The 22,978-nt window shown below is 66.3% G+C and carries 21 protein-coding genes; 12 read left to right on the top strand and 9 right to left on the bottom strand.

From position 1 onward, the window contains the following. The first annotated feature begins 43 nt into the window (after positions 1–43). The 12 genes from benA to CO731_RS03275 all read left to right on the top strand — a co-directional run bounded on the left by benA (position 44) and on the right by CO731_RS03275 (position 12,314). Positions 44–1,414 carry a benzoate 1,2-dioxygenase large subunit gene (gene benA, locus CO731_RS03330; protein ID WP_108605948.1) on the top strand — a complete coding sequence of 457 codons (1,371 nt, stop codon included), beginning with the start codon at positions 44–46 and terminating at the stop codon, positions 1,412–1,414. A gap of 89 nt (positions 1,415–1,503) precedes the next feature. Beyond that, positions 1,504–1,995, top strand: a complete 492-nt coding sequence (gene benB / locus CO731_RS03325) for a benzoate 1,2-dioxygenase small subunit (protein ID WP_108605947.1) — start codon at positions 1,504–1,506, stop codon at positions 1,993–1,995. A 22-nt stretch (positions 1,996–2,017) separates the two neighbouring features. Beyond that, complete coding sequence (gene benC / locus CO731_RS03320; protein WP_108605946.1) at positions 2,018–3,037, top strand: benzoate 1,2-dioxygenase electron transfer component BenC; 1,020 nt, start codon at positions 2,018–2,020, stop codon at positions 3,035–3,037. Beyond that, positions 3,034–3,822, top strand: coding sequence for a benzoate diol dehydrogenase BenD (gene benD, locus CO731_RS03315; protein ID WP_108605945.1), 789 nt, complete (start codon positions 3,034–3,036; stop codon positions 3,820–3,822). The genes benC and benD overlap by 4 nt, the downstream gene beginning before the upstream one ends. 95 nt (positions 3,823–3,917) lie before the next feature. After that, complete coding sequence (locus CO731_RS03310; RefSeq protein ID WP_108605944.1) at positions 3,918–5,258, top strand: MFS transporter; 1,341 nt, start codon at positions 3,918–3,920, stop codon at positions 5,256–5,258. Positions 5,259–5,415: 157 nt separating this feature from the next. Next, positions 5,416–6,594, top strand: coding sequence for an ABC transporter substrate-binding protein (locus CO731_RS03305; protein ID WP_245439778.1), 1,179 nt, complete (start codon positions 5,416–5,418; stop codon positions 6,592–6,594). Positions 6,595–6,644: 50 nt separating this feature from the next. Next, positions 6,645–7,517, top strand: coding sequence for a branched-chain amino acid ABC transporter permease (locus tag CO731_RS03300; RefSeq protein WP_108609603.1), 873 nt, complete (start codon positions 6,645–6,647; stop codon positions 7,515–7,517). Between the two features lies 1 nt (position 7,518). Then, positions 7,519–8,520 carry a branched-chain amino acid ABC transporter permease gene (locus tag CO731_RS03295; protein ID WP_108605942.1) on the top strand — a complete coding sequence of 334 codons (1,002 nt, stop codon included), beginning with the start codon at positions 7,519–7,521 and terminating at the stop codon, positions 8,518–8,520. Beyond that, the gene (locus CO731_RS03290) at positions 8,510–9,268 is read left to right on the top strand and encodes an ABC transporter ATP-binding protein (protein ID WP_108605941.1); all 759 of its coding nucleotides are present in this window, start codon (positions 8,510–8,512) and stop codon (positions 9,266–9,268) included. The genes CO731_RS03295 and CO731_RS03290 overlap by 11 nt, the downstream gene beginning before the upstream one ends. Then, positions 9,265–9,978, top strand: coding sequence for an ABC transporter ATP-binding protein (locus CO731_RS03285; protein ID WP_108605940.1), 714 nt, complete (start codon positions 9,265–9,267; stop codon positions 9,976–9,978). The genes CO731_RS03290 and CO731_RS03285 overlap by 4 nt, the downstream gene beginning before the upstream one ends. A gap of 10 nt (positions 9,979–9,988) precedes the next feature. Continuing rightward, positions 9,989–10,828, top strand: coding sequence for a 3-oxoadipate enol-lactonase (pcaD, locus tag CO731_RS03280; RefSeq protein ID WP_108605939.1), 840 nt, complete (start codon positions 9,989–9,991; stop codon positions 10,826–10,828). 4 nt (positions 10,829–10,832) lie between these two features. Next, positions 10,833–12,314: a benzaldehyde dehydrogenase gene (locus tag CO731_RS03275; protein WP_108605938.1), complete on the top strand. Its 1,482-nt coding sequence runs from the start codon at positions 10,833–10,835 to the stop codon at positions 12,312–12,314. A gap of 67 nt (positions 12,315–12,381) precedes the next feature. Here CO731_RS03275 and CO731_RS03270 read toward each other — a convergent pair whose 3' ends face one another. The 9 genes from CO731_RS03270 to CO731_RS03235 form a co-directional block, all read right to left on the bottom strand. Further along, complete coding sequence (locus tag CO731_RS03270; protein ID WP_108605937.1) at positions 12,382–13,140, bottom strand: ATP-binding cassette domain-containing protein; 759 nt, start codon at positions 13,138–13,140, stop codon at positions 12,382–12,384. Next, a complete protein-coding gene (locus CO731_RS03265; protein WP_108605936.1) occupies positions 13,137–14,078 on the bottom strand; it encodes an iron chelate uptake ABC transporter family permease subunit in 942 nt (313 codons plus the stop codon). The genes CO731_RS03270 and CO731_RS03265 overlap by 4 nt, the downstream gene beginning before the upstream one ends. Beyond that, positions 14,071–15,036, bottom strand: a complete 966-nt coding sequence (locus CO731_RS03260) for an iron chelate uptake ABC transporter family permease subunit (protein ID WP_108605935.1) — start codon at positions 15,034–15,036, stop codon at positions 14,071–14,073. The genes CO731_RS03265 and CO731_RS03260 overlap by 8 nt, the downstream gene beginning before the upstream one ends. Continuing rightward, positions 15,036–15,941, bottom strand: a complete 906-nt coding sequence (locus tag CO731_RS03255) for a siderophore ABC transporter substrate-binding protein (protein WP_108605934.1) — start codon at positions 15,939–15,941, stop codon at positions 15,036–15,038. Before CO731_RS03255 ends, CO731_RS03260 begins: the two co-directional genes overlap by 1 nt. A 72-nt stretch (positions 15,942–16,013) precedes the next feature. Next, positions 16,014–16,859 carry a sugar phosphate isomerase/epimerase family protein gene (locus tag CO731_RS03250; RefSeq protein ID WP_108605933.1) on the bottom strand — a complete coding sequence of 282 codons (846 nt, stop codon included), beginning with the start codon at positions 16,857–16,859 and terminating at the stop codon, positions 16,014–16,016. Continuing rightward, positions 16,856–18,157 (bottom strand): DUF6005 family protein, encoded by a 1,302-nt coding sequence (locus CO731_RS03245; protein WP_108605932.1) that lies wholly within the window; start codon positions 18,155–18,157, stop codon positions 16,856–16,858. The genes CO731_RS03250 and CO731_RS03245 overlap by 4 nt, the downstream gene beginning before the upstream one ends. Then, positions 18,157–19,425 (bottom strand): AMP-binding protein, encoded by a 1,269-nt coding sequence (locus CO731_RS28955; protein ID WP_199914550.1) that lies wholly within the window; start codon positions 19,423–19,425, stop codon positions 18,157–18,159. The genes CO731_RS03245 and CO731_RS28955 overlap by 1 nt, the downstream gene beginning before the upstream one ends. 10 nt (positions 19,426–19,435) lie before the next feature. Beyond that, entirely contained in the window at positions 19,436–21,145 is a 1,710-nt protein-coding gene (locus tag CO731_RS28950) for an IucA/IucC family protein (protein WP_199914549.1), read from the bottom strand. Then, positions 21,129–22,910, bottom strand: a complete 1,782-nt coding sequence (locus tag CO731_RS03235) for an IucA/IucC family protein (protein WP_108605931.1) — start codon at positions 22,908–22,910, stop codon at positions 21,129–21,131. The genes CO731_RS28950 and CO731_RS03235 overlap by 17 nt, the downstream gene beginning before the upstream one ends. Between the last annotated feature and the right edge of the window lie 68 nt (positions 22,911–22,978).

Genomic DNA, 22,978 nt, shown 5'->3' with positions numbered 1-22,978 from the left:
CGCCAAGCGGAGGCGGCGCGCCACCTTTGTGGAGGAATGCAACATGCTGGACTCAAACCTTGATCGGCACATCGAAGACAAGCTCGATGCGGCCGTTGTGGACGACCCCGCCGCCGGCGCCTATCGCTGCCGTCGCGACATCTTCACCGACCCCGACCTGTTCGAGCTGGAGATGCGCCACATCTGGGAAGGCAACTGGGTCTATCTCGCCCATGAGAGCCAGATCCCGAACGCCAACGACTTCCTGACCGGCCACATCGGCCGCCAGCCGATCGTCATCTCGCGCGACAAGAAGGGCGAGCTGCACTGCTTCCTCAATGCCTGTTCGCATCGCGGCGCGATGGTGTGCCGCCACAAGCGCGGCAACAAGAGCACCTACACCTGCCCATTCCACGGCTGGACCTTTTCCAACAGCGGCAAGCTGCTCAAGGCCAAGGACCCCGACGGTGCCGGCTACCCCGAACAGTTCAACAAGAATGGTTCGCACGACCTGACCAAGGTGGCGCGTTTCGAGAGCTATCGCGGCTTCCTGTTCGGCAGCCTGAATGCCGATGTGCTGCCGCTCGAACAGCATCTTGGAGAAGCCGCAAGGATCATCGACATGATCGTCGATCAGTCGCCCGACGGGCTCGAAGTGCTGCGCGGCGGCTCGACCTATGTCTATGACGGCAACTGGAAGCTGCAGACCGAAAACGGCGCCGACGGCTACCATGTCTCCTCAGTGCACTGGAACTATGCGGCGACCACCAATCACCGCAAGGATGCGCTGGCCGCTGCCGCCGGCGTCGACGTCACCCGTGCCATGGACGCCTCGTCCTGGGCCAAGCAGGGCGGCGGATTCTACTCCTTTGAGCACGGCCATCTCCTGCTCTGGACCCGCTGGAGCAATCCGGAGGACCGGCCGCTTGCCGAGAAGCGCGGCGAACTGACCGAGAAGTTCGGCCAGTCCTGGGCCGACTGGATGATCGACCGCTCGCGCAACCTCTGCCTCTACCCCAACGTCTACCTGATGGATCAGTTCTCCTCGCAGATCCGCATGTACCGGCCCATCTCGGTCGACAAGACGGAAGTCACCATCTACTGCATCGCGCCCAAGGGCGAGGGTGCCGAGGCGCGTGCCCGCCGCATCCGCCAGTACGAGGACTTCTTCAACGCCTCCGGCATGGCGACGCCCGACGACCTCGAGGAGTTCCGCTCGTGCCAGATCGGCTACCAGGCGCGGCAGGCGGCGTGGAACGACCTCAGCCGCGGCGCCACGCACTGGATCGAGGGCGCCGACGAAGGCGCCAAGGCAATCGGCCTCAAGCCGCTGCTCTCGGGCGCCAAGACCGAGGACGAAGGCCTGTTCGTCATCCAGCACAAATACTGGAAGGAAACGCTGGAGAAGGCGGTCGGCAAGAACCCGACTGACTGACGGCAACTGATCGGCGAGCCCGGCTCGCCGCCTTTCAAGCATCAAGCCCGCACGGCGCGGTCCGAGAACGGTCCGCGGAAGGAGACGTCATGACCATTTCACGCCAAGAGGTGGAAGAGTTCCTCTATCGCGAGGCCCGATTCCTGGACGACAGGCAGTGGGACGAATGGCTCGCGCTCTACGCCCCGCATGCCGAGTTCTGGATGCCGTCCTGGGACGACGATGAAACGCTCGTCGAGGACCCGCAGACCGAAATCTCGCTGATGTACTACCCGACCAAGCAGGGGCTGGAGGATCGCATCTTCCGCATCCGCACCGAGCGCTCCAGCGCCACCAGCCTGCCGGAGCCGCGGACCATCCACCACATCTCCAATGTCGAGATCCTGGAACAGGATGCGGAGAAGCTTGAGGTCCGCTTCAACTGGCTGACCTTCAACTTCCGCTACAAGACCACCGATTCCTACTACGGGGCGTCATTCTACACGCTCGAGGTCGGCGACGGCGGGCTGAAGATCGCCCGCAAGAAGGTCGTGCTGACCAACGACTACATCCACCACGTCATCGACATCTACCACGTCTGAACAGGCCAGGGAGGATCGCGCCATGGCACACAGGATAGCTTTGAATTTCGAAGACGGCGTCACCCGCTTCATCGAATGCGACGGCAATGAGGTCGTGGCCGATGCGGCCTATCGGGCCCGGCTCAACATTCCGATGGATTGCCGCGACGGCGCCTGCGGCACCTGCAAGAGCAAGTGCGAGTCGGGCCGCTTCAGGATGGGCGACTACATCGAGGATGCCCTCAGCGAGGACGAGGCATCGGAAGGCTTCGTGCTGACCTGCCAGCTTCGGCCGGAGAGCGACTGCGTCATCAGCATTCCGGCGACCTCCGCACTGTGCAAGAGCGGACCGACGGCATTCGAGGCTGAGCTCGCCGACGTGCGCAAGCTTTCCGACACGACCATCGGTTTCACCGTCGCCCTCGACCAGCCGGATGCCCTGAGCTTCCTGCCCGGCCAATACATGCAGGTCTCGGTTCCAGGCACCAGCGAGAGCCGCGCCTATTCGTTCTCGTCCTGCGTCTCGGGCGGCCGTGCCGACTTCCTGGTCCGCAACATCCCTGGCGGAGTGATGTCGACCTACCTGTCCAGCCAGGCGGCGACCGGCGACCGGCTCACGCTGCGTGGTCCCGTGGGTGCGTTCTACCTGCGCGAACTGCGCCGGCCGACGCTGTTCCTAGCCGGCGGCACCGGCCTCGCCCCCTTCCTTGCCATGCTCGAATATCTGGAAGAGCAGGGCGGCCCCGCTCACCCGGTCAGGCTCGTCTACGGCGTCACCCGCGACGTCGACATGGTCGAGGTCGAAAAGCTCGAGCGCTTTGCCGGGGCGATGGAGGATTTCACCTTCGACGTCTGCGTTTCCGACAAGGCGAGCACGCACAGCCTGACCGGTTTCGTCACCGACCACTTCGGCGCCGCCGATCTGAACGACGGCGAGGCCGACGTCTATCTCTGCGGCCCGCCGCCGATGGTCGACGCGGTCAAGGCGCATTTCGACAAGATCGGGGTCAAACCGGCCGCCTTCTACCATGAGAAGTTCGTGGCCGCGGAGGCAGCGATATGAGCGGCCGGGCGCAGCGTTTCGCCGGCAAGGCGATGGTCGTCACCGGTGCCGCGCAAGGCATCGGCCGCCAGGTGGCGATCGAGGCGGCGGCCGAGGGTGCGCATGTAGCGCTTGTCGACCGCTCCGAACTGGCCAGAGAGGCCGCAGCCGAGATCGTCGCCAGCGGCGGCAAGGCCGTTGCGATCCTGGCCGACCTCGAGAGCTGGCAGGGCGCGACAGGCGCGATCGAGGAGGCGCGCGCTGCGCTCGGACGCGTCGACGTGCTGGTCAACAATGTCGGCGGCGCCATCTGGATGCGGCCGTTCGAGCATTTCGACGAGACCCAGATCGAGGCGGAGATCCGCCGCTCGCTGTTTCCGACCATGTGGTGCTGCCGCGCCGTGCTGCCGCTGATGATCGAGGCCGGCGGCGGGTCGATCGTCAACGTCTCGTCGATCGCCACGCGCGGCATCAACCGCGTGCCCTATTCGGCGGCCAAGGGCGCGGTCAACGCGCTGACCGTATCGCTGGCCATGGAGAACGCCGAGCGCGGCATTCGCGTCAACGCGGTCGCGCCCGGCGGTACGGATGCACCGGTGCGCCGCATCCCGCGCAATGACGCTGCCCAGGACGAACGCGACAAGGCCTGGATGCAGGCGGTGGTCGACCAGACCAAGGCCACCAGCTTCATGAAACGCTACGGCACGCTCGCCGAGCAGACCAACGCCATCCTGTTCATGGCCTCGGACGAGGCCTCCTACCTCACTGGCACCATTCTGCCGGTCGGTGGTGGCGACAGCGGCTGAAAACACGGCGACGCCGGGCAGCAAGCTCGCGCCGTCGAACTCACAGACAGAGGCCGGCGTTGCCGGCGGATCGACTTCCTACAGGAGAAATACACGTGCTCAATTCTAGACTGGACATTCGGCAGCTGCTCGACGAGCGGCCTGTGAGTGGCCTGCAGCTTCGGGTTTTCTTCCTGTGCTTTCTCGTCGCGCTGCTTGACGGTTTCGACACCCAGGCCATCGCCTATACGGGTCCTGCCATCGCCAAGGCCTTCGGCATGTCGCCCGGCGACATGACATACATCTTCATTTCCGGCACGCTGGGCATGGCGCTTGGCGCCATGGGCCTCGGCATGATCGGCGACCGCATCGGCCGCCGCGTTGCCATCCTGGGTTCGATCGTGCTGTTCGGCGTCTTTTCGCTGGCCATCGCGTTTGCCCAGTCGCCGACCCAGATCGTGGCGCTGCGCTTCCTGACCGGCCTCGGCATGGGCGGTGCGACACCGGTCCTGCTGGCGATGGCCGCGGAATACAGCCCGTCGCGCCTGCGCGGTGCAGTGCTCACCGGCGTGCTCCTGGGCCTGCCGGCCGGCGCCATGGTCGGCGGCGTGCTCGCCGCCGGCTGGATGCCGGTCATCGGCTGGCAGGGCATCTACATCGTGGGCGGGGCGATACCGCTCGTCGTGCTGCTGATCTGCCTGGCGTTCCTGCCGGAATCGGCCCAGTTCCTCGCCTCGCGCGGCCGGCCCGAAGACATCTCCCGGGCTCGCAGTCTCGTCGCCCGCATCGCCGGCAAGCCTATTGCCGATGACACGACCTTCGTCGTGCCGCCTGCGGCCGGCAAGGGCTCGGTCAGCGCGCTGTTCACGCCGGAGTACCGCACCAGCACCATAGCGATCTGGGCCATCTATCTGTTCAACTGGATCGCCTGGTTCATGTTCCTGCTGTGGCTGCCGACGGTGTTGACCGGCATGGGGCTCGACCAGCCGACCGCCGCGCTGGGAACGGTCATCGTCAACGCCGCCTTCATCGTCTTCGCCATTCCGCTGTCGATCTTCCTGCCGCGCATCGACATCCGCCGCACGCTGACGGCGATGTTCATGATCGGCATCGCGGTCTGCGCCGGGTTGGCCCTGGTGAACACCAACTGGACCCTGGTCTTTGCGCTTGTCGCCGCAGCCGGCTTCGGCATCGGCGGCCAGCAGATTGCGCTGAACTACCTCATCTCCAGCACCTATCCGACCGAGCTGCGCGCCACCGGCACCGGCTGGGCGATCGGCATCGGCCGCACCGGCGCCATCGTCGGCTCGGCGGCGGGTGGCTGGTTGCTTCAGGTCGGGGGAACCAGCGGCTATTTCGCCGGTCTCGCGGTGCCGCTGATCCTCGCTGCCGTCGCCGTCGTCTTGGTGCGCACGCGCCGGCAGGCACCGGTCGAGGCCTTTGCCGGAGGCCATTGAACCATACCGCCGTGGGGCTCGGGCGCGACCCGGTCCCCACGTCGGATAGCGGCCGAGGCTGCTGCGAGGGGGAGGCCTCGCACGACGACTGTCCAATGACAATAAAACGGAGGAGTACGACATGACCAAGTTCAAGCCGACGACGCAGACCATCGCCATGACGCGCAGGAATTTTCTCGGCGCAACCGCAGCCGGAGCCGCGGGCCTGGCCCTCGGATTCCCCAAGCCGGCAATCGCCCAGGGCGCGCCGCTCAAGGTCGGACTGATGCTGCCCTTCAGCGGCACCTACGCCAAGCTCGGGCAGTTCATCGAAAACGGCTTCAGCCTCTATGTCGAGCAGAAGTCGGGCATGCTCGGCGGCCGCAAGGTGGAGTTCATCCGCCTCGACGACGAGTCCAAGCCCGAGACCGCGACCGACAACATGAACAGGCTGGTCAGCCGCGACAAGGCTGACGTGGTCATAGGCACCGTGCATTCCGGCGTCGCCATGGCGATGGTGAAGGTGGCGCGCGACACCGGCGTGCCTCTGATCATCCCGAATGCCGGCGCCGACGAAGCCACCGGCCCGCTCTGCGCGCAAAACATCTTCCGCACCTCATTCTCCAACTGGCAGCCGGCGCATCCGATGGGCAAGGTCGTCCACGACGACGGCCACCGCAATGTCGTGACCATCACCTGGCGCTACACCGCCGGCCAGCAGATGGTCGGTGCCTTCACCGAAGGTTTCGAGGCGGCAGGCGGCACGGTCGTCGACGCGCTGACGGTGCCCTTCCCGGAAGTGGAGTTCCAGGCGCTGATCACGCGCATCGCCACGCTCAAGCCCGACGCGGTGTTCGCCTTCTTCGCCGGCGGCGGGGCGGTGAAATTCGTCACCGACTATGCCGCTGCGGGCCTTAAGGGCAAGATCCCGCTCTACGGCACCGGCTTCCTGACCGACGGCACGCTGAAGGCGCAGGGCGACGCCGCCACCGGCATCCGCACTACGCTGCATTATGCCGACGATCTCGACATTCCGGCCAACAAGTCCTTCCTGTCCGCCTTCCAGGTCAAGACCGGCGAGGCAGGCGACATCTATGCCGTCCAGGGCTTTGACGCGGCGGCGCTGCTGGAGGCGGGCCTTGCGGCTACCGGCGGCGACGCTTCGGCGCGCGAGGCGCTGTTCGGTGCCATGGCAGGTGCCCGGATCGACAGCCCGCGCGGGCCGCTGAGCTTCTCGGCCGCGCACAATCCGATCCAGAACATCTACCTCCGCGAGGTCCGCGACGGGCGCAACGCGTTGGTGTCGGTCGCCGGCGAGGCGGTGCAGGACCCCGCTCGCGGCTGCCGCATGGCCTGAACGGCGGGCGCAACTGCGCCCGCTTGCCTCCTTCGGACATGGAGACCGTCATGGATATCGGCACTTTTGCCATCCAGCTCCTCAATGCCGTCCAGTATGGGCTCGTGCTCTTTCTCGTCGCGAGCGGCCTGACCCTGGTTTTCGGCATCCTCGGAGTGATCAATCTCGCGCACGGCGTGTTCTACATGCTGGGCGCCTATCTCGCCTGGTGGCTGACAGTGGCGACCGGTAATTTCGCCGTCGGCATCGTTGGTGCCTTCGCCATCAGCTTCGTCATCGGACTGGCACTGGAGAGCGTGTTCATCCGCAGGCTCTACGGCCGCGATCATCTCTCGCAGGTGCTGCTCAGCTTCGGCCTGATCCTCGTCGTCGACGAACTGCGCCAGATGGTGTTCGGCCGCGACGTGCAGTCGGTGCCGCTGCCGGAATGGCTCTCGGGTTCGCTGCCGCTGACCGACGTGCTGAACTATCCCGTCTACCGGCTCGCCGTCAGCCTGCTTTGCCTTGGTGTCGCGGTGGCCATCTTCCTGGTCATCCGCCGCACCAGGATCGGGATGGTGGTGCGGGCCGGGGCGGAGAACCGCGAAATGACCCGTGCGCTCGGCATCCCGTTCGACAGCGTCAACCGCTACGTCTTTGCCGTCGGCATTGCGCTCGCCGCACTCGCCGGTGCGGTGATCGCGCCGATTTCCACCGTCTATCCCGGCATGGGTGACGGCATGCTCATCCTGTCCTTCGTCGTGGTGGTTCTGGGCGGCATCGGCTCGGTGCCGGGCGCAGCCATCGGCGCGCTGCTGATCGGCCTGATCGACACCTTCGGCAAGGTGTTCATGCCGGAGCTGGCCGGAATCCTCGTCTACGTACTGATGGCCGTGGTCCTGGTGGTTCGCCCCACCGGCATCCTCGGCAAGCGGGAGGTTTGAGATGCAACCCCTGTCTTCACGTACCCATCTGGCGCTGCTTGCAGCCGTTGTTGCGGCGGCGATGCTTCCGGCGCTGGTCCCCGACTACTACGTCCAGTTCGCGGCCAAGGTGCTGATCCTCGGCACGTTGGCCATGGCGCTGAACCTCGCCGTCGGCTTCGGCGGTCTCGTCAGCCTCTGCCACGCCGCGTTCTTCGGCCTGGCCGGCTATGTCCTCGTGCTGGCGGCACCCGAATATGACGCGCCGTCGCTGCTGCTGACGCTTCCGCTTGCCGTTGGCGTCACCGTGCTCGTGGCGCTGGTCATCGGCGTGCTGTCGCTGAGGACGCGCGGCGTCTATTTCATCATGGTCACGCTCGCCTTCGGCGAGATGCTGTTCTTCCTGTTCCATGACACGCCGATCGGCGGCGGCTCGGATGGTCTCTTCCTCTATGTGAAACCGGTGCTGGCGTTCGGCGAGACGATCCTCCTCGACCTCGACAATCCGGTGACCTTCTACTTGGTGGCCTTGCTGATGACTGCCGGTTGCTGGTGGTTCATCCGGCACCTGCTGTCGACGCCGTTCGGCGATGCGCTGACGGCAGCGCGCGACAACGAGCGGCGGGCGCTTGCGCTCGGCATCCCGGTGTTCCGCGTCCGGCTCATTGCCTTCGTGCTGTCCGCAGCGCTGGCGGGTCTTGCCGGCTATCTCTCGGCCGCCCAGTTCGGCTTCGTCGCGCCGCAGATGCTCGGCTGGCATCTCTCCGCCACCGCCCTGGTGATGGTGGTGCTCGGCGGCACGCGCCGGGTCGCCGGGCCGCTCGCCGGTGCCTTCGTCGTGACCGGGCTCGAGGAGGTGCTGAAATATTTCATCGACGATTGGAAGCTGGTCTACGGGCTGATCGTCATCGCGCTTGTTCTGGTTGCGCCCGGCGGCCTGCAGGACCTTGCGCGGCTGGCCGGCTTCGGCAGGCGCGCCAGCACGCCTGCGCTCAAGCTGAAGGAGGCGAACAATGTCGGCTGACATCCTCGAAGCCCGTGGCCTCGGCAAGCGCTTCGGCGGGCTTGCCGCCTGCTCGGACGTTTCCCTTAGTGTCCGGGAAGGCGAAATCCATGCCGTCATCGGCCCCAACGGCGCCGGCAAGTCGACGCTCATCAACCTGCTGTCGGGAGACCTGAGGCCGACCGACGGCGCCATCCTGCTCGACGGCCGCGACGTCACCGCAAGCGGTCCGAACCAGCGCTGCCAGGGCGGCATCGGCCGCTCATACCAGAAGACCACGATCTTTCCCGAGCGTACTGTGTTCGACAACGCCCGGCTGGCTGCCCAGGCGACACGGCCCGGCGCCCTTGCCATGCGCTGTGACGGCAAGCGCCGTGCCGCCGTAAGTGAAGCGGCCCTTGCAGCGCTTGCCGAGGTTGGTCTCGAAGGTCGCGCCGACACCCCGGCTCGATCGATGAGCCATGGCGAGCAGCGGCAGCTCGAGGTCGCCATGGTGCTGGCGACCGCGCCCCGGCTGGTGCTGCTCGACGAACCGCTTGCCGGCATGGGGCACGCCGAGGCGCGCCGGATGACGGGACTGATCGCATCGCTGAAGGCGGGCAGGGGCGTTCTCTTGGTCGAGCACGACATGGACGCGGTTTTCGCCATCGCCGACCGGCTCACCGTCATGGCCGACGGCAAGGTCATCGCCTCGGGCACGGTCGAGGCCGTCAGGCGCGACCCGGTGGTGCGCGCCGCCTATCTCGGAGAAGCGGAGGAAGTCGCATGAACATGCTCCTGACAGTCGATCGGCTGGAGAGTTTTTACGGGCCGAGCCAGATCCTTCACGGCGTAAGCCTGGCCGTGAAGCCCGGCGAACAGGTGGCGCTCATCGGCCGCAACGGCATGGGCAAGACGACCTTGCTGCGCTCGCTGATGGGGCTGGTGCCGCGCGTCCAGGGAACCATCGACCTGAACGGCAGCTCGATCCGCGGCAAGAAGCCGGAGACCATTTCGCAGGCGGGCGTCGCCCTCGTGCCCGAGGGGCGCGGGGTCTTCGGCTCGCTCACGGTGATCGAGAACCTCACCATGGCGTCCCGCGCCGGCCGCGACGGCAAGCGCGGCTGGACGCTGGACCGCGTGCTGTCGGTGTTTCCGCGGCTCGCCCAGCGCCGCGGCAATGGCGGCCACCAGCTTTCCGGTGGCGAGCAGCAGATGCTGACCATCGGCAGGGCGCTGATGACCAATCCGGAGATCGTTCTCATCGACGAGGCGACGGAGGGGTTGGCGCCGCTGGTGGCGGACGAGATCTGGAAGACGCTCGCCGTCATACGCGGCGAAGGCATCGCCACTATCGTCGTCGACAAGGACATCAAGAACCTGTCGAAGGTCGCCGACCGCATGGTCGTGATGTCGAAGGGCGGCATCGAGTTCGACGGCACGCCCGCCGATCTGCTGGCGCAGCCCGAGCTTCTCGAACGCCATCTCGGCCTGCACTAGGGCGCGCATCATGTCCTTCGCCAGAACCAACGGCATCGTCCTTCATTATCGCCGTGTCGGCCGCCGCGGCGGCCCGAGGATCGTCTTTGCCAATTCGCTCGGGTCCGACATCACGATCTGGGACGATGTCGCCGACGAACTCGGCACCGATTTCGAGCTGCTGTTCTACGACAAGCGCGGCCACGGGCTGAGCGAAGTGTCGCCGGCTCCCGGCGGCATCGCCGATCATGCGAACGACCTTATCGGCCTGCTCGACCACGTCGGCTGGGACAGCGCGGCCGTCTGCGGCCTGTCTGTCGGCGGGTTGATCGCAATGGAACTCGCGGTGCGCGCACCGGCGCGGTTGACCGGGCTGGTGCTGATGGACACGGCCGCCAGGATCGGCACGCTGGACGCATGGAACGCCCGCATCGACGCGGTGTTGCAGCAGGGCGTGGCGGCAATCGGCGACCAGATCATGGAGCGCTGGTTTTCGCCCGGCTACCGCAACGGCGAGCCCGACGCCTTTGCCGGCTGGCAGCGCATGCTGGAGCGCACGCCGGCCGCCGGCTACGCCGACACCTGCAGGGCGTTGCGCGATGCAGACCTGACTGACGCGATCGGCGGCATCTCCGCCCCGACGCTGGTCGTCGCCGGCACCGAGGATCTTTCCACGCCGCCTGAGTTGGTCGCCGACACGGCGCGGCGAATACCCGCAGCGGCTTTCCGCGCGATTGCCGGCGCTGGTCATCTGCCGTGCATTGAGCGTCCGGTCGAAGTGGCCAGTCTGCTTCGCGAATTTCTTTTCCAAAGACGGCGGCTCCACGTCGCCGAACAGGACGGCCGAGTGGCCGCATACCACCAGGAGTGACAAGATGAACACGGCAGTCTCTTCCCAGGAGCCGAAGCTGATCCGCGGCGACCATCTCGACGGGACCATTTATTCGGGCGGCTGGCAGCGCACGACGCAAGCAGCCGACATCGTCGAACCCGCGACAGGTTCCGTGCTTGGCCGCATCGGCATGGCATCCCCGGCAGACGTCGCGCAGGCCTCGGAAACTGCGGCGAAAGCCCAACGGGACTGGGCCGCGGCAAGCTACGACACCAGGGCGGCGGTCATCCGCAAGGCCGCCGGTATGCTCGAGCTGCATTTCGGCGACGTGGTCGAATGGCTGATCCGCGAGAGCGGTTCGGCGCGCGGCAAAGCGGAGTTCGAGACGCAACTCAGCATCAAGGCGCTGAACGAAGCCGCCGCACTCGCCTCACAGCCGCAAGGTCTCGTGCTGCCGTCGGAAGCCGGCCGGATGAACCTCGCCCGCCGCCGTCCGCTCGGCGTCGTCGGCGTCATCTCGCCGTTCAACTTCCCGCTCTATCTCGCCATGCGGGCCGTCGCGCCGTCGCTCGCCGTGGGGAATGCGGTTGTGCTCAAGCCAGATCCGCGCACGGCGGTCTGCGGCGGGCTGGTCTTTGCCACGCTGTTCGAAAAGGCCGGCCTGCCGGAAGGCCTCATCCACGTGCTGCCGGGCGCCGGCGACGCGGGTGCCGCGCTGGTCGCCGATCCGAACATCGCGATGATCCAGTTCACCGGTTCGACCAAGGCAGGCCGCATTGTCGGCGAAAACGCCAGCCGGCATCTCAAGAAGGTGTCGCTCGAACTCGGCGGCAAGAACACGCTGGTCATCCTCAAGGACGCCGACCTCGATCTGGCGGTGAAGAATGCCGCCTGGGGTGCCTGGTTGCACCAGGGCCAGATCTGCATGTCGTCCGGCCGCATCCTGGTCGAGGCGCCGATCCTGGAGGCTTTCACCGAGGCGCTGGCACGGAAGGCGAAGAGCCTGCCTGTCGGCAATCCGGCGACGGACAACGTCGCGCTCGGCCCGATCATCAACAAGGCGCAACTCGATCACATCGACCGGGTGGTGAAAACCACGGTCGATCAGGGTGCCCGACTGATGGCAGGCGGTAGCTATGACAAGCTGTTCTACGCGCCGTCCGTGCTCGCCGGCGTCAAGCCTGGCATGGCTGCCTTCGAGGAGGAGATCTTTGGCCCGGTCGCCTGCATCACCTCCTTCAGCGGCGACGACGAGGCGGTGGAACTCGCCAACCGCACGGAATACGGCCTGTCCGCCGCAGTGATCTCGCCCGACATCGGCCGCGCCATGGCCATCGGCGACAGGCTGCGCGCCGGCCTGCTGCACATCAACGACCAGACGGTCAACGACGAAGTCATCAACCCGTTCGGCGGCGTCGGCGCCTCGGGCAACGGCACCAGCATCGGCGGTCCCAGCAACATCGACGAGTTCACCCAGTGGCAGTGGCTGACCATCCGCAACACACCGCCGGCCTATCCGTTTTAAGAGCGGATTGAGGAGGGGCCGGTCGCCGTCCCCTTCCATCGCGCCGCGCGGTAAATCCCGGACCTAGCTAGCGGTGGTGCAGCACTAGCGGCGCGCCACCGACGTCGATGACGTCCATGTCATAGCCGAAGACCTGGGCCAGCACGTCAGGCTGCAGCACCTCGGCCGGGGCGCCGTCGGCGACGATGCGCCCGGCCTTCATCGCCACGATGCGGTCGGCATAGACGGCGGCGTGGTTGATGTCGTGCAGAACCACGATGACGGTGCGCTTGTCCTTGTCGGCGGCGGCGCGCAGGTCGCGCATCAGCTGGCGGGCAAACATCATGTCGAGATTGTTCAGCGGCTCGTCGAGCAGCATGTAGTCGGTGCCCTGGCAGAAGGCCATGGCGACCATGGCACGCTGGCGCTGGCCACCCGAGAGATGGTCGAGGAAGCGGTCGGCAAGGTCGGTCAGGCCGAATTGCTGCAACGCCGCCTCGATCAGCCTCAGGTCGTTGTCGTCGATGCGGCCGCGCTGGTGCGGAAAGCGGCCGAAGCCGACCAGTTCACGCACCCTGAGCCGGCTCGCCACGGCGGGGTCCTGGCGCAGGATGGCGAGCGTCTTCGCCAGTCGGCGGCTCGGCGTCGTGTCCACCGGCAGGCCGTCAACGGAGATGGACCCGCTTTGCAGCGGCTGCAGCCGGGCGATGAGCGACAGCAGGCTCGACTTGCCGGCGCCATTCGGCCCGACCAGTGCCGTCAGCCCGCCCTTGGGCATGGTCAGCGACACATCTTGCAGGATCTGCGTGTCGCCGAGGCGCAGCGAAATATTCTTGATCTCGATCATCGCTTGCTCGTTGTGATCAGCATGGCCAGGAACACGAGGCCCCCCACGAATTCGATGACGACGCCGAGTGTCGCCGCACCCCCAAGCACGTGCTGCAGCACCATCTGGCCGCCGAGCAGCACGATGATGGCCGTCAGCATCGCCGCCGGCAGCAGCAGGCGGTGGCGTCGGCTGTCGATGATGCGCTCGGCAAGCGCCACGACCAGAAGCCCGAAGAAGGTCACCGGCCCGACCAGCGCCGTCGATACCGCCACAAGCGCTGCGACCAGCAGCAGCAGACCGGCGAGCGCCCGGATCCAGTCGACGCCGAGGCCGGTGGCGCTGTCGGCGCCAAGCGCGACGATGTCGAGCATGTGGCGCAGCCGCCAGATGATGGCGCCGGCTATAAGTGTCACGATCAGGCCGACGGCGACCAGATCCGGTCGCACGGTGTTGAAATCGGCGAAGCTCGAACCCTGGACGACGGCGAATTCGTTCGGGTCGATTACCCGCGCCATCAGCATGGCGAGGCTGCGGAACAGCACGCCGAGCACCACGCCGGTGAGAAGCAGTAGCCCGATGTCGAAGCGCCGCCGCAGCATCGGCAGGAACAGCATCAGCGCCATCGCCATCATCAGCACCGACTCGCCGGCGAATTTCAGCCGCGGGTCGAGCGCGACATAGCCGACGCTGCCGAGCGTCAGCACCAGCGCCATCTGGCCGAACAGGTAGAGCGCGTCCAGCCCCATGATCTGCGGCGTCAGCACCCGGTTCGCCGTCACCGTCTGGAACACTACTGTCGAGACCGCGATGGCCACGCCGACCTGTATCAGCGTTAGCAGGCGTACCGCGCGCAGTTCGAGCGCAAAGCCGATATTGCCGCGCAAGCCGACGGTCATGAAGGCGGCCGCCACGGCCAGCGCCACGGCGGCGAGGATCAGAAGCCGCTTGTCAGGCACGCTGGGCCCGCCCGAACAGGATCCACAGGAACAGCCCCGAGCCGACGACGCCGAGCACGGTGCCGACGGGAATTTCATAGGGGTAGCGGATGACGCGGCCGATGATGTCACAGGCCAGCAGCAGCGTTGCCCCGGTGACAGCCACCCAGGGCAGCGCGCTTTTCAAATTGTCGCCCATCAGGCGGGACACGAGGTTCGGCACCACCAGCCCGACGAACGGGATCATGCCGACGACCACGACGGCCAGCGACGAGATCACCGCCACCATGACGAGGCCGAACTGCACGATGCGCTGGTAGTCGAGGCCGAGCCCGACGCTGACTTCTCGGCCCATCGAGGCGATCGTCAGCCGGTCGGCCACCCACCATGCCAGCGCCACCATGGCAGCGAGGATCCACAAGAGCTCGTAGCGGCCGCGCAGGACGCCGGAGAACTCGCCGTTGGTCCAGACGTCGACATATTGCAGCAGGTCGGTCTGCCAGGCGATGAAGGTCACCGCCGCGCCAATGACGCCGCCATAGACGAGGCCGAACAGGGGGATGAGGAAGGGCTGCGTCGGCGGCAGCCGGTGGGCGATGCCAAGGAAGATCGACGTGCCGGCCAGCGCGGTCGCACTCGCCGCGAGGGTCTTCGCCCCGATCGATGCTGTTGGAAACAGCAGCGTCACCGCGAGCACGCCGAGGGCGGCACTTTGGCCCGTGCCGGTGGTGATGGGTTCGACGAAGCGGTTGCGAACCAGTATCTGCAGCACGAGCCCGGCAATGGCCAGTCCCGCGCCGGTGAGCACCACGGCCACCGTCCTCGGCAGGCGGCTGACGAGCAGAAGTTCCAGCGCCCCTGCACCGGTTGCGATCCTGTCCAGCGACAGGTCGTCGACGCCGATGCACAGGCTCAGCGCAAACAGCCCGACGAGGCTGGTGGCGACCACCAGCCGGGCGTTGGGCACTGCCGCGGCCATCACTTCGCCTTGGCGAAAGCTTGTTCTATGGTCGAAAGGACGCGGTGCGTCGACTGTACGCCGCCGGCGGCGATGTAGAAGTCGGGCGACGGCAGGAAGATCACCTGCCCCTTCTTCCAGGCGGTCGTCTGCGCCACCAGTTCGTTGTCGAGCGTGGCCTTGGCGCCCTGGTCGCCCGAGCCGATGGCCGCGGCGCGGTCGAGCACGAGCAGCCAGTCCGGGTTGGCCTTGCTGATGAATTCGAACGAGATCGCCTCGCCATGGGTCGCCGTCTCGACATCGGCGACGGCCGGCTCGAGGTCGAGCGTCTTGTGCACCCAGCCGAAGCGCGAACCCGGGCCGTAGGCGGTGATCTTCGGGCCGTTGGTCATCAGGATCAGCGCCTTGCCTTTGCCCTTGACGGCCTGCCTGGCGGCTTCGACGGCGGCGTCCAGCTCCTTGGCGGCGGCGGCGGCCTCGTCGGGCTTGGCGAAGAGGTCGCCATAGGCGGCGAGGCGCGCCTTGGCCTGGGCCACGAGATCGTCGCCAGCCATGGTCATGTCGATGGTCGGCGCAACGCGCGACGTCGCCTCGACCTGAGTCGACGAACGGCCGCCGACGATCACCAGATCGGGCGCAAGCGCGTTCAATGCCTCGAGATCCGGCTCGAACAGGGTGCCGACGACCGTGGCGCCCTTGGCGACATCGGCCAGTTCGGGCACGAACAGCTTGTCGGGGACGCCTGCCGGCTGGACGCCGAGTCGGGTCAGGGTGTCGATCGCGGCGATGTCGTAGACAGCGACCTTGACCGGCACCTTGTCGATGGTCTTCTGTCCGGTCGCGGTGGTGATTTCCACGGCCATGGCAGGTGCGGTGGCGATCGCCAGCGCAGCTGCAAGGTTGGCCAGCAGCCGAACATACTTCATCTCGTGTCTCCGTCTTGTGCCGTCGGCGTCGGGTTCATAAAACCTTCGCAAAATACTCTTCTTTGGCACATATCAGAAGCTACCGGTGCGCAACAAGACTTCATCCCGACTTCTGAGGCGCTTTATTGCCTGTCGGTCGCTGCGCAGGACATTGAAGCAATCGTTGCCGAACCATTCGAGCGAGGCTTCGACTGCCGGGTCGTCGCGCAGCTGGCCGAGGAAGCGCTGATAGTCGACCTTGCCGTCGAACAGCGGCGTCATGCCTTCGCGGCTTCCGGCAGCTGCATAGACATTGGCTGGTTCGAACACCCGGAGGTCGGCGCGCGAGCGCACGTTCTTGAGGTGGTAGTGGCGGATGTGCGGCCGCATCGCGGCATGGGCGGCGACCGGGTCGTCCCCGCCCTCCCAGACATGCAGCGTGTCGAAATTGAGCTTGAATGCCGAGTGGTCGACCTCGGCAACCAGCCGGAGCGTCGACGAGCCGCAGTCGGCAAGCGTGCCCGGATGCGTTTCGGCCAGCAGGTCGAGGCCGAAATCGGCCGCGATCTCCGACATCTCGCGCAGTCGTGCGGTGATGATGCGCCTGACGTCGGCGGGCGTGTCGCGGCTGCCGCGGCTGCCGGCAAAGGTGCGGATCTTGCCGGCCCGCCAGTGCCGGGCGAGGCGGCACAGGTCAACGGTCTTCTTTCGCAGCGCCTCGCCATCGCCGTCGAGCGGCAGGTAGTCGCTGACCATCGGCACATAGAGCCCGAGCTCGGCGAGCCAGTCGGCGTCGCGATGCGGCTGGTAGGCGAGGTTGCGCGCATGCACGCCCCACAGCTCGATGCCCTGGAAGTCGTTGGCGCGGGCCCACCTGGCGATATCCTCGAGCGAAGCGAGGTGATGGCGAAAGGTGATGGTGCAGAGCGAGATCTTCATTCGGCTGCTCCCAGCAGTTCGGTGGGTATGGTGTCGGGGATGCCTTTCATGGCGCACCATGCCTCGAAGGCCTCACCAAGCCTGGCCTTGATCCGCCTTTCGAGCCCGTCCAGCGTGTCGAGCCGACGGAAGACGTCGTCGGCCAGGCTGCGGTCGCCGGTCTGGGCCAGCTTCATGACGGCATAGTGCAGCGCCTTGAAGTCCTGGATCACCCGCTCGATCTCGTCGCACCAGTGGTCGAAGTCTGCATTGGCCAGCTTCATCTCGCGCCAGAAAAAGGCGAAGCCGTGCTCGTAGGCGTATTTGCGAATCGAGATGACGGGCACCTCGCGAAGTGCTGCGCCGAGATCGGCGAGCTTCGCCCCGTCTCGGCCTTCGAAATGGGCGGTAACGATGCGACGCACGCCGTCGACCAGCGGATTGTGGTCGGGCCGGTAGCAGGCGAGGAAGAAGTCGCGCAGGTCGGCGGCGGTGGGTTTCTGCGCCTCCAGGCGGTCGAAGATGTAGCCGCCGCCGACGGTCGGCTGGCGGATGGCGTGGACGACCTTGTCACGGGCGATTTGGCCTTCCCAGCGGAAGTCGGGATCGTTGACCTGCCAGATCTTCGGATCGTCGGTCTTCTCGATCATCAGATAGTGCGGGAACGGGTTCTGGTTGAACTTGTTCTCCCGCTCCGGCAGGTGGAACAGGTCGAGCATCACCATCAGATATTCGCTGTCGCGCTTGCGCTCGAGCAGATCGAGCATGGTGACGATGTTCTGGTCCTTCGACCGTTCCGGGTCGTACCATTCATGCATGGTCACGCCGTAGATCCGCTCATACCAGACGCGGAAGAAGTCGTGGTTGATCGACTTGTCGTGATAGGCCAGCTGCCAGCGCTCGGTGATGGCGAAGCCGGCGTCCCAGACGCTGAAATAGAACGGCCGCTGGTCGATGCCCGAGCGCTTCAGCGCGTCGCAGACGCTGCTGACGAAGCAGTGCACCTTGATGTCGATGTAGTCCTCGCCGTGCACGCCCTCGCCCTGTGGTTCGGGGCGCACTGCTGCGGCGATGGCCTCGCCGGTGAACAGCTGCGCCAGTTCGCGCACCGTCTCGATGTCCTGGCGGTTGATCGCCTCCTCCGGCGCGGGCAGGCCGAATTCCAGTTCCAGGCTGAGGAAGATCTCGAGGATCAGCACCGAGTCGAGATAGAGGTCCTCGTTGAGCCGCGCCTCGGGGCCGAAACGGTCGAGATGGGCATGGTTCATGTGGTCGCGCAGGACGGTGTGGATCGCCTCGATCACCTGTTCGGTGTTCATCACGCGACCTCCCTGGCCAATGCAGCGAACTGTCCCGCGGCATGCTGCGCCGCCACCTCGCGGCGGCTGATCTTGCCGTTGGCTTGGCGCGGGATCGCGTCGACCTGGACGATCTCCATCGGCAGCTGGTGGCTGGCGAGGTTCTGGGCGCACCATTGCCTCACGGCTGGGCCGTCCAGCCGTTCGCTGGCGCTGAACAGCAGGCCGACCCGCTCGCCCGCCAGCGTGTCCGCCTTGCGGAAGGCGACAGCGTCGGTGACGGCGGGCATCGACATCACCACGTCCTCGACTTCCCTGGGATAGACGTTGAGGCCGGAAACGTTGATGGTGTCGTCGAGCCGGGAGACGAACACCAGCATGCCATCAGGCCTGAAATAGCCGAGGTCGCGGGTGGCGACCTCGCCGCTGGGTCCGCTGATGACCACCTCGGACGGTGCGACTGCGCTGTTGCTGCAGGCGACGTTGTGATGCGGCAGCACGAAGCCCATGTCGGCTGCGTCGGTGACGTCGGGATTGACCGCGATGCAGCCGGCTTCAGAGCAGCCATATTGCTGGAAAAGATGCGCCGTCCGCGCCCGGATGCGCGCGAACCATGGCTCGGGCAGCACCGTGCCCGATGTCATCGCCGCGTGCAGCTTCTCGCCTTCGGGCATCAGGCGCGCCAGCGTGTGCAGCACTGCAGGCGACGAGTAGAGCAATGGCCGCTCGATGTCGCGCAACGTCCGCAGCAGGTATTTCGGATTGCCGGCGTCGACGATGACCGGCGTGCGGCCGCGCTTGAGCGCCACCAGTATGCCGCAGATCAAGCCGTAGGAATGGGTCGTCGGGCAGGCGATGACCGGCGTCATCTCCTCGGGCTGGCGGAATGTCGCGACATAGCTCGCCACCTCGGCGTCGATCTCGGCCCAGCCGCGGGCGATGCATTTCGGCGCGCCTGTGGTGCCGGAGCTCATCTGCAGCAACTGGCCCTGCGAAGCCGGCTCGATCTCGGTCGACAGCGTCTCTGCCTCGAGACCGTTGAAGTACAGCGCGTGGCAGCCTGCGGCGACAGCCAGCCGGCGCGCCGCGGCATGCGGCGTTGCCGGGTGGATCGGGAAGACGCTGGCGCCGATATTGCGGATGGCGAAGAACAGCGCCAGCCAGCCGGCTGTATCGGAGAAGCAGACCGCGTAGCGCGCCTTGGCGTTGATTCCGGCCTGGTCGGCGCTCTGCGCCACCATCTGCTCGAACTTCTGTCGGTCGTAATACCTGTCGTCGATCTGGATCATCGATTTTCCTTCAGGCGTCTGGGGTGGAAAGGGTGTTGGTCACGAAATGGCTCGAACGGCCGGTGTTGAGCTTGCGGGCAAGCAGGGCTTCGGCGGTGATCTCGGGGCGGGCGAGGCCAAGCTGTTCCTGGCGCGCGGTCAGGCCGTGGCTGGCGGCGTAGCCCGACAGCATCTGCCGGACCGTTTTCCAGAAGTCGGCTTCGCGCAGCCCGTAGTGGGCCTGCAGCAGGTGCGAAATCTCTGCCAGGTTGAAGACGAACAGCGCGTCCGTCACCAGTTCGCCGAGAGTCTCGACGTCTTCCATCCAGTAGTACTGATCGGGCTGCGCTTCCCGATAGGCCGCGTCGAGCGCCATGAAATCGGGCACCTTGTCCGGCTCGCGCAGGAAGTGGGGCACGTATTCGACGCTGTCGTGGAAGTCGCGCAGCACCAGCCTCACCGGCCAGCCGTCGCGGTGGACGAGCACCATGTTCTGGCCGTGTGCTTCGGTGGCGATGCCGTGCCCGACCAGCAGGTGCCATACCGGCAGGCTGGCGACCTGCAGCAGCTGCCCGAGCCAGGCACGGAAGCCGTGGCGGCGGACCCACTCGTCGATGAACGGCTTGCCGTCGTGCTCGATCGCCATCAGCGCGTTGAACGGCACCGCCTGTTCGCCTTCAGCCAGTACCGAGGTGACGCTGCGGCGCCAGATCGCGGCAAGCTGGCCGGCGAGCGGCCCGTCGCGGCCGGCGATGATGCCGGCATATTCGTCGAGCACGGTCAGCGGATAGGTCGTCGCAAACAGCGGATCGCCGGCAACGACGGTGCCAAGCCAGCGCGAAATCACCGGAGCGGTGCACACAGAATGCGGCTCGATCGTACGCAGCGACGACGAGTTGCTCATGTTCATCGCCAGCTTGACGTTGGCCGCCTCGGGCCGGTCGGCATTGAGCAATGTCCGGATCGACTGGCTCGCCGTGTAGCGGTCGCCCGTGATACCGACGAAATGCGCCGTTCCGTCGGCCAGCCATGGCACAAGCAGTGTGTCCTTCAGCGCCGTCCACTGCCACGGATGCAGCGGCAGCAGCGCGAACTCGTCCCGGCTCAAGCCAAGCTCGGCGCGCCGCCGTTCGATCCGGGCAAAGGTCTCCGCGCCAAGCTCACCGGCCCAGAAGGCTGCCTCGTCGACGGGCAGGCGCTGGTTCACCTCGCCCCGGCGCACCAGCAGCCAGGCGAGCGGGAAGCTGTTACCCGCTTCGGGGCCGAAGTCGCGGTGGTCGCTTTCGCTGAATCCCGTCCGCGCCTTGAAGCAGGGGTGGTACGCATGGCCTTCGTGCAGCGCGCTCTCGAGTGCGGCGAAGTCGAGATCGCGGCGCGAGCCGTGCCGCAGGTTGCGGTCGTTCCAGCTGCAATGGGCGAGCGTGCTCTGCAGCTCGCCGAGCAGCCGCTGCCTGTCTTCGGCGCTGGCCGGCAGGCATGCGACCAGCTCGTCGAGCGTCGCGGCCTGCCAGCCGCCACCGCTTTCGCTCTCGACCGAACCCGGCGCGATCCGGATGCGGCTGAACGCACCTTCAACGCCGGCGCAGCGAAAGCGCTTGCCCTCATGCGACCATGAGAAGGCAAGCTGGTCGCCGTCGTCGGCAATCGTTACCGCGACAAGCTCTTCGAACAGCACGGCCTCGACCAGTTGCCTGATGACGCGCTCGTCGGGGCGGCCTGGCAGGTCAAGAGGCAAGGGCACTGCCATCTCCGTGGTAGAGGCCGGTTATGGCGGCGAAGAGCGGGTTGGGCTGGCGGGCGTAAAGCGAGCGCTCGTTGCTGGTCTGCAACTCGTCGACGTCGAACAGCCGGGTCATCAGGTTGGCTTTGAAGGCCACGGTCGGGCGGTCGAGCACGCCGCGGACGAATTCGCGCCCGACCGCGCTGGTCGTCCGCGACAACACCTCCAGCCGGTCCCGCAGCAAGCGCAGCAGGACCTCCTCGTCGATCAGGGCGTCATGTCCCATGCAGGCGACGACCGAGAAGATCTGGTTGACGATCAGGTAGTAGGCAAAGCGATCCTGGATGTCGCGGTCGTCATAGTAGAGCGAGGCGATCTCGGCCGCCTCCGGCACATGCAGGCTGAAGCGGGCGCGGTAGCGCTTGGAGAGATAAAAACCCTGGTTGTCGCGATAGTAGCTGGCGCTGGGATAGCCCTGGCTGACGTCGAGCAGGCTGTTCTGCTGGTGCGCCTCGAGCGCCAGGCCGAAGTCGTCGTAGAGCGAAACCAGTGGGTCGAGCGCGCAGTCGAGGTAGCGCTGGAACCAGTGCTTGCAGACCAGCTCCGGATGCGTCCCGTCGCGCAGGCACAAAGCCCGGATGATCCGCTCCAGTCGTGACTGCTCGCCCGGCAGCGGCTCGGCGGTGAGCGCTGCGATGGTGATCTTGCCGCGTCCCCCGCACGCGACGAACGGGTTTTCGCGCAGGATCACCTCGAAGCCGCTTTCGCTGCGGCCGGGCAGATCGAAGGTGATGTAGGCCGGGTCGGCGATCACCTTGAAGCGGCCATCTTCGCTGCCGATGCCGGTGCGCTTGAGCAGCTTGGCCATGGCGACCCCGGCCTCCAGTTCCTTGCGGCTGTTGACCCTGAGCGAATTGGTGATGCGGACCGGCAGCGAGAATTTGAGCATCCATGGCAGGTCTTGATTGTAGACCGTGCGGACCGAAGACGTGGCCGTGAAAGCCGGGCCGGCGGGACCGACCAGTCTCAGCTTGCCGGCTGCCTGCAGTTCGCGGACGCCGACATCCAGCAGCAGCGCTTCGGCCTGCAGCGGGTGCATCGGCAGCAGCATCTCGCCGGGCCGCGTTTCGAGCCCCTCGGGGCCTGCCAGCGACGCGATAATCTCCGGCGCGGTCTCGGCGGCTGCCGACTTGTGGCTGACGATAGAGGCATCCGCGGCGAAGTAGACGAGCTGGAACCTGCCGTGCAGTTCGGGCGCATAGCTCGGTTCCTGCCACGAAGTCATGCCTTGCCGGCTCTTCGGCGTCGGGTGCAGCGAGTGGCCGAACACCAGCGACTGTTCGGCGGCAATGAAGCTGTCGTCGTCCGCGTTGGCATGATGTGCTTCGATGTAGCGCAGCGTCTGCTGGTAGCTTTGCAGCGCCCGGCCAAGCAGTTCGAGTTCGCAGCCGCGCATCGCGTCGCTGCGTTCGTCGTGCAATTGCCTGTAGGCTTCGTGCAGCAGCAGCTGGAGTGCGGCGAACGGTTCGCTGTGGCGCCAGCCGGCGTCGGCCGCCCGGCGGACCCAGGCCTGCCCGAAACGGTGTGGCCCGCACCGGGAATGCGACGCCAACTCGGCGCGCAGCACGAGTTGCTGGGCTGCCAGAACCCACTCGATGCAGTCGACAGGATCCTCCGCGCCGCTCCGGTGCTGGCTCACCCTGCCGGGCGAGATTTCACGGACATAGCAGTTCGCGAAATTCTGGAATGTCGCGTGTTCGGCAACCTGCCGCAGCGTGGGCTTCATCTGTCGTCACCATGTGGTTGGACCGACCGAATGCCTTGCAGCAGCTAGGTATCTGACGGATTTTATCG

Source organism: Aminobacter sp. MSH1, from assembly GCF_003071665.1.
Taxonomy (GTDB): Bacteria; Pseudomonadota; Alphaproteobacteria; order Rhizobiales; family Rhizobiaceae; genus Aminobacter; species Aminobacter niigataensis.
This window is presented reverse-complemented; position numbering and strand designations above follow the sequence as displayed.